General features: G+C 63.5%; 7 protein-coding genes, 1 tRNA gene and 1 pseudogene. 2 read left to right on the plus strand and 7 right to left on the minus strand.

Translation table 11 applies throughout. From position 1 onward, the window contains the following. The first annotated feature begins 207 nt into the window (after window positions 1–207). Window positions 208–714 (plus strand): GGDEF domain-containing protein, encoded by a 507-nt coding sequence (locus tag KK7_RS23860; RefSeq protein ID WP_158000050.1) that lies wholly within the window; start codon window positions 208–210, stop codon window positions 712–714. A 204-nt stretch (window positions 715–918) separates the two neighbouring features. Beyond that, window positions 919–3351 (plus strand): TonB-dependent receptor domain-containing protein, encoded by a 2433-nt coding sequence (locus tag KK7_RS0119370; RefSeq protein WP_420186430.1) that lies wholly within the window; start codon window positions 919–921, stop codon window positions 3349–3351. 116 nt (window positions 3352–3467) lie between these two features. Here the strand turns inward: KK7_RS0119370 and KK7_RS22180 are convergent. The 7 genes and pseudogenes from KK7_RS22180 to KK7_RS0119400 form a co-directional block, all read right to left on the minus strand. Next, window positions 3468–3966: pseudogene (locus KK7_RS22180) on the minus strand (transposase); the annotation flags it as partial. Window positions 3967–4026: 60 nt separating this feature from the next. Then, window positions 4027–4263, minus strand: coding sequence for a tyrosine-type recombinase/integrase (locus KK7_RS23565; protein WP_237709263.1), 237 nt, complete (start codon window positions 4261–4263; stop codon window positions 4027–4029). After that, a complete protein-coding gene (locus KK7_RS21375) occupies window positions 4179–4976 on the minus strand; it encodes a tyrosine-type recombinase/integrase (protein ID WP_010546296.1) in 798 nt (265 codons plus the stop codon). Before KK7_RS21375 ends, KK7_RS23565 begins: the two co-directional genes overlap by 85 nt. Before the next feature lie 171 nt (window positions 4977–5147). Then, window positions 5148–5223: transfer RNA gene (locus KK7_RS0119385), tRNA-Thr, on the minus strand. Window positions 5224–5375: 152 nt separating this feature from the next. Beyond that, on the minus strand, window positions 5376–8387 hold the full coding sequence (locus tag KK7_RS0119390) for a TonB-dependent receptor domain-containing protein (RefSeq protein WP_051121422.1): 3012 nt from the start codon (window positions 8385–8387) through the stop codon (window positions 5376–5378). A gap of 100 nt (window positions 8388–8487) precedes the next feature. Continuing rightward, a complete protein-coding gene (locus tag KK7_RS0119395) occupies window positions 8488–11220 on the minus strand; it encodes a TonB-dependent receptor (protein ID WP_010546298.1) in 2733 nt (910 codons plus the stop codon). Window positions 11221–11246: 26 nt separating this feature from the next. Further along, window positions 11247–12245, minus strand: a complete 999-nt coding sequence (locus KK7_RS0119400) for a glycosylasparaginase (RefSeq protein ID WP_010546299.1) — start codon at window positions 12243–12245, stop codon at window positions 11247–11249. Window positions 12246–12391 lie beyond the last annotated feature (146 nt).

The raw sequence follows: 12391 nt of genomic DNA on the forward strand, positions 1-12391 counted from the left end.
GCAGATTGTGCTCACCTTCCAGAATTCGTTGCTCGCAACGCTGTGCGCCGAAGCGACCAACCGTTTCTTGGCGAACCACGATGGTCTTACCGGATTGCTAAACCGGCAGGGGCTCGACGCGGCGATCGTCGCGCTTCGCGAGCGGGACGGGGCGGTTGCCATACTGGGTACCGACTCAATCGGGCCAACGACCAGTTCGACCATGCGATGGGGGATGCGCTGCTTCACGCGGTTGGAGCAAGATTGTCTGCCAATGTCCGCCCGGAGGATGTGGTCGCGCGTATCGGCGGGGACGAATTCCTGATCGTGCTCAGGAACATGCATCCGGATGCGGTGGGGCAGGTCACCGATCGTCTGATCCGCAGCGTGGCTGAAGAACCATTCGTCTTCGACGGCCAATCGGTCACTGTAGGAATGAGCATCGGATATGCCTGCTACCCCGAGGATGCGGCGGATCTCGATCTGCTGCGCCTGCGCGCGGACGCCGCGTTGTACACCGTCACAAGCGGACCGGCAAAGGCGTTGCGCTGCGTTACGATCACACCTGGTCGCTACCAGCCTTCGGCAGATCCTCGCCCCGGTCTTCTGCTTGTTGAGCCTTACGCGCGAGGGACCTGGCAGCTCGTTCGGGCGCACGGGTCTCGTTGGCGACGCAACCAGGCCGCCCCAACCCGAACGCTCTCGACTGAAATATCGCCGAGTCATCCGCGATGAACAAGTGGCTGCAAATGGCTTCAATTGAAGCTAAAATATAAAATCATGAACATTAAGATCCGTATAATTACGTAGGAAGTATAAACCACAGAATGTGGCCTATACTTAAGTAGGTTGTTCAATGCAAAGCCTAAAGGGGAAGATGCTGTGGATAAAAGTTCCGTTGGATATCGTCTACGAAAGGTCCTGCTGGCTGGTACGGTTTTGCTGGTACCTGACGCGCCCGCTTGGGCACAGGAGGATGCCAAGCAGGCCGTGCAACCCAAGGACGACGTTGAGATCGTCGTAACGGCGGTTGCTCGGGGCCGTGATCGGCTCGACACGGCAATCTCGACGAGTTCGCTCAAGGCAGACGAGATCCAGAAGACCGCACCGAGGTCCGTCGCGGAGATTTTCCGCAACATCCCGGGCATACGTTCGGAAAGCTCGGGCGGCGAAGGAAACGCCAACATCTCCATTCGCGGCCTGCCGATCGGCTCGGGCGGCGCAAAGTTCCTGCAGCTGCAGGAAGATGGACTGCCGGTGCTCGAATTTGGCGATATCACGTTCGGCAACGCCGATATCTTCCTGCGCGCCGACCTGAACCTGGCGCAGGTGGAAACGATTCGGGGCGGCTCCGCCTCCACCTTCGCCTCCAACTCGCCGGGCGGCGTGATCAATCTCATTTCCAAGACCGGAGAGACCGAAGGCGGCGCAGTCCAGGCAACCACCGGACTGGATTATCGCCAGTACCGCATCGAATTCGATTATGGCGCAAAGCTCAGCGATAGCCTTCGCTTCCACCTCGGCGGCTTCTACCGGCAGGGTGAAGGCCCCCGTCGTCTCGGCTATGACGGCGAGAAGGGCGGCCAGTTCAAGTTCAACGTCACCAAGACCTTCTCGAGCGGCTATATCCGCTTGTACGGCAAGTTCCTCGATGACCGGGCGCCCGGCTATCTGCCGATGCCGGTTCGGGTGACCGGAACCAATGCGAACCCCCAGTACCAGAATATTCCCGGCTATGTCGCCAACCGCGATCACCTGCTGTCCAGGTACATCACGCGAAATGTCACGCTGGATGGCAACAACAATCTCGTGACGGACGACATCCGTGACGGTCAACACCCGCTCGTGAAGTCGCTTGGCGTGGAAGCACAGACCGAGTTGGGTGCGTGGACGATCACGGATCGCTTTCGCTACTCCAGCATTTCGGGCAGCTTCACCACCAACTTTCCGTCCAACGTGGATTCCGCCAGCGCGATCGCAACCGCCCTTGGCGGCCCTGGCGCTACGCTCAGCTACGCCAACGGGCCGCGGGCCGGGCAGGCGATCGCAAATCCGGGCGGTTTGAACGGCAATGGCCTGCTTGCGCAGATCGTGGTCTTCGATACGCGCCTCAACAGCCTCGACAACATCACCAACGACCTGCGGGCCAATCGGGTGTTCGATCTAGGTCGCGGCAAGCTGACGACGACGGTCGGCTTCTACAAGTCCCGGCAAACGGTGGATACGGACTGGCTCTGGACGTCCATCCTCTCGGATGTTCGCGGGGATGGCGAAGCCGCGCTGGTCAACGTGCGGCGGGCCAACGGCACCGCGGTGACGCAGGATGGCTTCTACGCCTTTGGCGCCAGCTATTTCGGCGGCTGCTGCCGGCGCAGCTACAATGTCGATTACAATGTCAACGCGCCGTTCGCATCGCTGAACTATCTGATCGGCAAGGTTTCGGTAGGCGCCAGCGCGCGCTATGATTTCGGCAGCGCCGATGGCACGATCGCCGGCGCGGATCTGGGCGGAGGCCGTGTGGGCACCACCAGCCGCGACATCAACGGCGACGGCGTCATCTCCGACGCCGAAACCCGCGTTGCCGTCATACCGCTTACGAGCCCGGCACCGGTAAATTATCGCTATAACTACTGGAGCTATTCTAGCGGCATCAACTATCGGTTTGCCGATTATATGTCGGTATTCGGTCGCTACAGTCGCGGCGCACGTGCCAATGCGGATCGTCTTCTGTTCGGGCCGGCCGTCAGCACGACCGATGGCCGTCTCGTCAGCCGCCAGGCCGCGATCGACTTCGTCAAGCAGGCGGAGATCGGCACCAAGTACCGACGGGGCGGGCTCACGCTCAATCTGACGGGCTTCTGGGCGCGCACCGAAGAGCAGAATTACGAGGCGACGCGCCAGGTATTCATCGATCGCACCTACCGTGCCTATGGTCTTGAGTTCGATGGCGGCTATCGAAACGGGCCGTTCAGCCTGACGGCCGGGGCCACCTGGACCAAAGCGAAGATCGTCGCGGACATACTGAATCCGGGCGTGGTCGGCAACACGCCACGGCGTCAGGCCAGCCTGATCTTTCAGGCGACGCCCCAATACGATATCGGCCGGTTCGCGATCGGTACGAACATCGTGGGGACCACCAGCAGCTATGCGCAGGACAGCAATCAGCTGAAGCTGCCCGGCTTCACCCAGGTGAACGCCTTTGCCCAGTTCCGACCGGTCCCGCGGCTGCTCGTGGCGCTCAACGCCAACAACCTGTTCAATGTGACCGCGTTCACCGAGGCGGAAGACGCTGCCATTCCTGCCAACGGCATCGTCCGGGCGCGATCCGTCAACGGTCGCACCGTCAGTACTTCGGTTCGCATCGATTTCTGATCCCCCCCAGCCTTGCGGTCGGGAGCTCGCTCCCGGCCGTTCTTTTGCTTTGAGCCGCGCCGCCTCGCCCTTGGTCGCAGGATAGAGCAGTACGGCTACTAAGCTACAGTCGATCAAGCGACCCGCGCGCCCGACAGCGAAGTGTCGGCCACCAGCGCCAGACATTCCCGCGTGTAATCATCGACCACGCACAGGATGCGGAACCGACGGCTGCAGGTCAGGGTGTCGGAGACAAAGTCGAGCGACCAGCGCTGGTTCGGTCTGTCCGGCAGCACCATGGGCGCCCTGGTGCCCAGGGCGCGCTTGCAGCCACCACGGCGGCGAACCCGCAGGCTCTCCTCGCGATATATCCGCAGCAGCTTCTTGTTTGGGTGTCACGCCCTCGCGCGCCAGCAGATGGCCCAGGCGCCGATAGCCGAACCGGCGGCGTTCCGCCGCGAGCGCGCGCAGCCGCCGTGCTTCCGATACCTCCAGGCCGCAGAACTTGGCTTTGTACTTGTAGAACGTTGCGCCGCTGATACCGTGCCTGCGGCATACCTCCGCCGTCGAGATACCAGCCTCATGCTCCTTCAAGATCCCGATGATCTGCTCTTCGCTGAACCTGCTCCGCTTCATTCCGTCCGACTCCTTTGTGTCGGACTCTACTCAAAATCGGCTATATTTCAGGGGAGCACGTCAGGCGGCGTTGATGGTGTTGTCGGAGATGGGGCGAGCGTCTGACCGGACGCTTGGGAACAGAAGTTTCGACCTGCCGCTCACCTCTCGAAGCTCCGCTAGGAGCGCAAGCACCTGCCTGGAGAGGGGGACCCGATGCGGGCGGCCCATCTTCATCTTCTCGCCGGGGATGGTCCAGACCTCCGCTGAAAGGTCGAACTCTGCCCACGCAACAGCGCGCAGTTCGCCCGGACGCACAAAGACGTGTGGGGCGATCCGAAGCGCCAAGGCAATCGATGGCTGCCCCTCCTAGCCGTCAATGGCGCGTAAGAGCGCGCGGACCTTGCAAGTTCGATGATTGCGGCGTGATGCTTGATCTTGGGTGTGATCAGGGAGCCCTGAAGATCGGCGGCCACATCTCGTTGTGCCCGACCGGTGGCAATCGCGTAGCGAATGACGCTGCTGCAGGTGCTGCGGAGGCGTCGTGCCGTCTCATAGCGGCCTCGGACCTCCATGGTCCTCAATACGGTGAGCAGCTCTGGTGCGCTGATGTCGCCGATCGGTCGAGTGCCGATCAGCGGATTGGCGAACGCGATCAGCCAGCGGAGCTTTTCGAGGGTTTTCGCCGCTCGCCCTTCCGCCTCGATCTTCTTCAGCCATTCGTCAGCGACGGTGGCGAACGTATCTCCAGCCGAGATGCCGCCCACGCCGCGCGTCAGTTTGCCATAGGAGGAGGTAATGCCCTTCTCGAGCAGTTTCCGAGCGTTCTCTCGGCGCTCGCGCGCTTCCTTTAGGGGGACGTTAGGATATACACCCAGCGCCACCGTGCCGCGCTTGCCGTCGTGACGATAGTCCCACCGCCAGTACCGACCACCGCCAGGCTGAACGAGGAGGTACATGCCGTGCATGTCCTGAGTCTTGAACGCTTTGTCCCGCGGTTTGATTCGACGGACGGCTGCATCGGTGAGCATGACGGTATCTCCTCCGCTGGCGCAGTGTTGATACCGTCAAATATACCGTCAAATACCGTCAAGGGCTGCGAGTTCCAATGGATCGACCCGGATTTGGGTGGATCAGATACCGCCAAAACCCAGGGAAACCCGCCAATTTTGGATGCCCTTGGATGTCTATGAAAAGGCGGATGGTGCCGGTTGCAGGAATCGAACCCGCGACCTTCGGTTTACAAAACCGCTGCTCTACCAGCTGAGCTAAACCGGCGCTGGCGCATCGCCGCCAATCGGGTGTCCAGCATCTGGGCGGTTTGCCGTCGCGGGTCAAGCCGGAACGGCGCCGCGCCGGTGCAGCCGATGCACAAAAAAGCGCCTGCCCACCGAGGTGGACAGGCGCAGGCACTTGGGACTCTGAACGGCTTAGAAGTTGAGCGTCGCGCCCACCGCGACCTGGCGACCCAGCGAGTCATAGCGTGCCGACAGCGTGTTGCTGCGCGACAGGCCATAATTGTACGAGTTCGCGAGGATCGGCGGCGTCTTGTCGAGCAGGTTGTTCGCCGTGACGCGGAAGGTGAGGCTCTTCTCGACCCGGAAGGTCAGCGCCAGATCGAAATAATCATAGGCGGGGATCCGAGCGAAGGTGGTGCGGTCGTCACCCGGCTTCCAGCCCAGCGCCGGGTCACCCGAGTTGCTGACGTTGGTCAGCGGGCCCGTGTGGCGCCAGTTGAACGAGGCGCTGAAGACGCCGTTCGACGTGGTGTAGGTGCTGCGCAGGTTGTGCGACCACTTCGGGATCAGCTGGCCGCAAGGACCGCCGAAATAGCCCTTCGCGCAGTTGTACTTGGCGAGGATCGGCGAATCCTGGCCGCCGAGCAGCGTGGCGAGCGAGCCACCGAAGTCGAAGTCCATGCGACCGATCGTGCCCAGACCCAGCGCATACTGCGCCTGGAAGTCCCAGCCATGCGCCTTCGACTTGTAGTAGTTGGTCGTGCCCTGGCGGATATAGCCGGTCGCCGGGTTGGTGGCCGGCGTGCTGGAGAGCGTGCCATCGGCATTGCGGACGAACATCTTGCAGAAGAACTCGTTGCCCGTCGCAAGGCAGCCGGTGCTGAAATAGCTCTGATCGTTGTAGCCGATCGAGTCGTTCAGATCGACCATGTACCGGTCCGCCGACAGGGTCAGGCCCGGCAGGAAGCGCGGGCGCAGCACGACGCCGAAGGTCTTGGTGTAGGCCGTTTCCGGATCCACCGGGAAGCCGCCGCTGCGGAAGGTGCAGCCATCGGCCGGGCAGAGCAGGGTCGCGCTGCCGTAGAGATTGTCGGCCAGGCCGGTCGCGCGGCAGACCTCACGCGACGCGCGCGGCGCACCATAGATCGTGACCTGCTGGCCGGTCTGCGGATTAGTGGTCGTGCCGATCGCGGTGGGAGCGCAGAAATCTTCGAACGCGGTCGGTGCGATCCGGCCGTAATCGGTCCGCGCACCCTGACTCGCCTCGACCACGGTCGGGGCGCGCTGCGCACGGTTGATCGAGGCGCGGAAGGTGATGTCCTTCACCGGCGACCACACAGCCTCGGCCTTCCAGGTCGAGAAGGTGTCCGGGTTGGTGCTGTACTTCGACACACGGAACGCGCCGTTGAACTGCAGCAGCTCGGCGAAGCGCTTGTGCTCGACGATCGGCGCCTGGATTTCCGTCATGCCCTCCCAGACATTCTGGCTGAGCGCATTGTCGCTGCCGCCGTTCTGGCTGCGCCAGTTCGCATCGGCATAGCTCTTCAGCCGATCCTCGCGATACTCGGCGCTGAACGCGATCGCGATGCCCTGCTCGGCGAACGGGCTCTTGATGCCCATCTTGCCCAGGTCGCCCTGCACGGTCGCAAGGCCGTTGATCAGCGTGTTGACCGTGGTCTGGGTGCCGTAGGTGCCCTGGATCAGATAATTGTACAGCGCGGTGTTGTTATTGGCCGAGAAGGCGCTGAACGGATCGAGCGGCACGCAGCCGTCCGAACTGCCCGATGCGCAGGCCGGCTTGCCGTTGACCAGCACGCTGTCCAGCGCCCGGTTGATGCGGTCGATGTTCGGCAGGGCCCAGCTGATGTCCTGCTGGTTGCGGGCGTAGACGCCGCCGACGTCATACGACCAGCCGTCGGCGAACTTGCCGCGGAGGCCGCCGCTGAGGCGCAGGCCTTCATTGAGGTAGCGATCCTCGAGATCGGGCACGCCGCTCATGCGATAGCGCAGCTCGACCGGCACGGCCGTGGCGCTGCCAGCGTTGCTGCCGCAGATGATCTGCGCCTGCGAGGCCGAGAGGAACGGGTTGTTGCACTTCACCTGAAAACCGGACAGGCCATAGACGCTGGCGCTGTAGAGGCGGGCGGGGAAGGGGTTCGACGACTTGTCGCGGAACCACATGCCGTCCGCATAGACGGTCGCCGCTTCCGAGATCTCGAACTGGGTGAAGCCACCGGCGTTCCAGCGGTTGAACCGGCGCTGGAAGGAATAGCCGTCGAAGGGGTTGGCGGCATAGCCCGTCGCATAGGGCAGGAAGGTGCGGCTGCCGTCCGGGTTGTTGACATAGACGCTGCCCGAGTTCGGCCCGCTCCGCGGCGAGATATAGCCCAGCTTGGTGTAGGTCGAGACGGAGCAGGTGAGGGGGCCGTCCTTCACCGCCTGGAGCAGCTGGCAGCCCGAGGTCTCGCGTGCGCCGTTCGGCACCAGCGCGCCCTGGCGCCAATCGACATAGGCCTGCACGCGAAGGCGATCGTCGAACAGCTTCTTGCCGACGGTGAGCGACAGGTCCGAACGGCCGCCGTCAACCGCCATGCCGAGCGGCGGCTTGGCGAAGCCGTAGGCGGCTGCGGTCTGCGAGACGATGCCCGCCTTGTTCTCGTGCGCGTAGAAATTGTAGTTGCCGTCGATCCGGACGCCTTCGAAGTTGCGATCCATCACGAAGTTGACGACGCCGGCGACCGCGTCCGAGCCATAGACGGCGGAGGCGCCGCCGGTCAGCACGTCGACGCGCTGGAGCAGCGTCGGCGGGATCATGTTCGCGTCGAGGCCGTTCATCGTGCCCAGGCGCTTGCCGTCGACGAGGATGAGCGTGCGCTCGAAGCCGAGGTTGCGCAGCTTGATGCGCTGGCGGCCGTCCGAATCCTGGTAGTTCTGCTGGCTGTCGGGTGCGACCTGCGGCAGGCGGTTCAGCACGTCCTCGATGTTCACCGCGGCCTGGAGCTTGATCGCCTCCGAGGTGACCGAGGTGATCGGCGCGGCGGCCGTCAGGTTCGGGCGCGAAATGCGCGAGCCGGTCACGACGATCGCATCGCTCGCTGCCGGGGCGTTGTCCTCCGCCGGTGCAACGTCCTGCGCCATTGCCGGCGCCGCGAACAGCGTGGCAAGACAACTGGTTGTTATCAGTAAGTTGTTGATCGTACCCATAATGATCCCCTTATTTTATCGTGAACAAGCGTGCCGTCCCCATCCGGCACGCAAAAGGGGGGAGCGCCGGCATACACCGACGCTCCCCCCGGTTCCGGATTTACATCCGGAGCGTTGCGGTCAGCGAGAAGACGCGACCGTTCTTGTAGATCGACGTCGGAGCGTCCGGCGTCGAGCTATACTGGTAATAGGTTTCGTCGAACAGGTTCGATGCCGAAGCCGTAATCGAGAACATCTTGTTGATCGCGTAGGAAACCTGCGCGTCCAGCTGGCGATAGGCGTCGGTATAGTCCTGCGACTGCTGGCGGCCGAAGCGGTAGAAATACTTCGAACGGCGATTGTAGCTGACGCGTGCCTGGAACGGACCCTTTTCGAAATAGGGCGAGATCGTCACCGTGTTGCGCGACAGGAACGGCAGGCCGGTCGACTGCTGGGTCTCCGCATCGGCGAAGGTGTAGTTCGCCTGGATGCCGAAGCCCCAGATCACGTTTGCGTTCGCCGAGACCGAGAAGCCGGTGACCGACGCCTTGCCGCCGTTGACCGGACGGCTGATCGAGTAGCGCAGCGACTGACCGGTGACAGTGTTGGTGAAGGGCACGCCCTGGCCGTCGGGGCCGTCGTCGACCTCGTTGCCGACATAGTTGGAGATGTCGCGGTAGAAGATTTCACCCGAGAGGTAGCTGCCCGGTGCGAAATACCATTCGGTCGAGAAGCCGAAGTTGGTCGCCGCATAGGGCTTCAGATCCGGGTTGCCGCCGCTGCCCGAACGGGTGCTGTCGTCAAGCTGGATCGAGCCGGCGAGATCGCTGTAACGCGGACGTGCGATCACCTTGGCCGCCGAGCCGCGGAGCACGACGTCCTTGCCCGCCTGATAGATCAGGTTGAACGCCGGGAGGAAGCGGTTGTCGTCGGTGGTTACGCGGGTGAGCGCGTAGGTACCCCCGCTCTGCACGTAGAAGTTCGACTGGTCGCGCGTGTTGACGAAGCGGCCGCCGAGGTTGCCGCGGAAGTCACCGAACTCGAAGTCGGCCTGCACATAGCCGGCGAAGATCCGCTCCTTGACCTTCCAATACTCGCTCTGGGCGAGGCCGCGGTCGATCGAGAAGTTGCCGTACTTCTTCAGTGCCGCGATGATCGCGTCCTGGTCCAGGCCCACATAGGGCACGCCGTTGCCGGTGGTGCCCAGGCCATCCCACAGGCTCGCCGGGCGGATGCTCGGGCCGAGATCCGCTACGGTGAAGTTCTGGTTGGTGTAGATCGCGTTGCTGAAGCTGGTGTTGCTGTTCAGGTGGTTGACGAAGCGGCCGCCGAACTGGATCGTCTTGACCGGACCCCACTCGACTTCGCGCTTGGCGTTCAGTTCACCGAACCACTCCTTGTCGAGCGTAAAGCCGGACTGGGTCGGGATGCCGCCGATCTGGCGACCGAAGAAGCGGCGGCCGTCCGGCGCGGTGATGTTTTCGCCACCATTGGCGGTGAAGTTGCTCAGCCACTTGCTGCCGTCGCTGGCGGGCGACTGCCAGTTGACGATCGTGTTCTGGCCGTTCGCGCCGGCGGTGAAGCCCTGCTGGGTCCGGAAATCGAGCAGATATTCGGGGTTCTTGCCGCCCGATGCGCGCGTGTAGCCGACATTGCCGGTGACCGTCCACTCGCCCGGCTTCCAGTCGAGCAGCGCGGAGTAGGTATCGTTCTTCACGCGGGTGCGGCGGTACAGCGTGTCGAGCTGGCCGGTGGAGCCGGTGCCGCTGGTGATGCCGCTGAAGGTGGCGGAATTGACCACGCCGGGGCTGCCATCGGTGCCCGGGATGTAGGTGGCGGCGGTCAGGCGCGAGCCTTCGAAGCCATAGGTGTACATTGAGTTCGACACGTTGTCGAAATTGCCGCGAATGATCATCGCGGTGCCGGTCAGCGTCAGATTCTCGGCCGGCTTGACCTGGACGGCGCCGTTGAAGCCGATGCGCTCACGCTCCTGGCGGAAATATTCGCGGGCGAGGAACGATGCGTAGCGGGCGTTGCCGAACGCGGTGCGCTCGGCCGCGGTCAGCGCGCTGATCGCCTTGCCGTTCACAGTGGCGGTGGCCGGTGCGTTGTCGAGCAGCGCCTGGCCGGTGCGGTACCAGTAGCTCGCCACGCCGGCACGGGCCAGCTGCTGCTTGTCGTAATTGGCGCCGAGCAGGATGCCGAAGGTGCCGGCGTCATTGTGCCAGCTGTACAGCGCCGAGCCGCGGACGCTGCCCTTCTCGGCGCGGCTGTTATATTCATAGCCGCCGGTCGCCGCGATGGTGTTCGGCTTCAGATCGAGCGGCTTGCGGGTGACGACGTCGACGCTGGCGCCGATCGCGCCTTCCTGCAGGCGGGCTTCCGGCGTCTTGTAGACGACGGCCTGGCTGATGATCGACGGCGACAGCAGCGAATAGTTGAAGGTGCGGCTCGATCGGTCGGACGGGTTGCCGCCCCAGTCGGCCGAGGCGACCGAGTGGCCGTCGATCGTCAGGCGGTTGAGCGCGGGTTCGACACCGGCGATCGAGAGCTGCTCGCCGGCACCGAACTGGTGGTCGACGGTGATGCCCGGCAGGCGCGACAGCGATTCGGCGATGTTGTTGTCGGGCAGCTTGCCCACGTCTTCGGCGCTGAGCACGTCGACGATCGAGTTCGCCTTGCGCTTGGTCTCGATCGCGTCGGCGATGCTCTTGCGGATGCCGGTCACGACGATTTCGCTCTGGCCATCGTCGCTCTGCGCGCCGGTCTGGGCGAAGGCAGGCGCGGCGTAGAGGCCGGTGATCGCGATCGCGGCGACCGCGACCGAGTTAAGCAGCGGAATTTTGAATGTCATATGGTCTTCCCTCACTCCCCAAATTATCAGTTTTTGCCCGCGGGGCGCAGGCTCTGTGCCGCCAACACCTGTGTGTTGCCGTTCAGATCGGTAACCGCGTAGGTAAAGCCAGGCTGCAGCGCATAGGCGCCGACGCGGCCCAGACGGTCGATCGCAAGGAACGCGACCTGCGCGTCCTTCACGGCGTCGCCGCGCAGCTTGGCGATATGCAGAACGGCTTCGCGGCAGGCCGCCATCGGGTCCAGGCCTGCGCGCATCGAAGAAACAACGCGCGCGGAGCCCGCGATCCGCGTGACTTCCTCGCCGACTCCAGTGGCGGTGGCGGCGCCGACGCCGGGCTCTACCATCAGGCCGCAACCGGCCTGGGGAGAGTCCCCCACGCGCCCACGCAACTTGAAGGCCATGCCCGACGTGGTGCAGGCGCCGGCCAGCCGCCCGCCTGCGTCGCAGGCAACGATGCCGATCGTATCATGGTCCAACGCCGAACCGCGTTGGTTCTCGATGTTGGCGATCGGCTTGTACTTGGCAGTCTTCAGCCACTCGCGCCACGTCGCCTCGGCTTCGGCGGTCAGCAGCTTGGTCCGGGGAAAGCCCTGCTCGATCGCGAACTGGCGCGCGCCTTCGCCGACCAGGAAGGTGTGTGGGGTCTTCTCCATCACCCGGCGGGCGACAGAGATAGGGTGCAGCACGTCCTCAAGCGCGGCGACCGCGCCGACATTGCCGCGATCGTCCATGATGATCGCATCCAGCGTTACGTGGCCGTCCCGGTCCGGATAACCGCCATAGCCGACCGAATGGTTGCTGGCGTCCGCTTCGGGCACCCACGCGCCGGCCTCGACAGCGTCGACCAGCGATCCGCTCTTCTTCCACTGCGCATAGGCGGCGGCATTGGCCGCGGCGCCGAAATCCCAGGTAGAAACGATCAGTGCGCGCTTGGACGTCGGCTGGGCCAGTGCGGCACGTGCGGGCAGCGCCGCAGCGCCAGCCACCCCCAGCTTCAACGCATCGCGACGACGGATACCCATCGGTGCAACCCCCTCGAAACGCCGCATTTTCGCGGCCGATCCACGTCGCAGCGCGTCATTTGTCTGTCACTGCGATGAAGGGATGCTGTCATAGGTGCCACATCAATACAATACCATTTCGGAAAATTGGTTTTATATATGGCAAC

This window comes from Sphingomonas elodea ATCC 31461 (genome assembly GCF_000226955.1).
Classification (GTDB): domain Bacteria; phylum Pseudomonadota; class Alphaproteobacteria; order Sphingomonadales; family Sphingomonadaceae; genus Sphingomonas; species Sphingomonas elodea.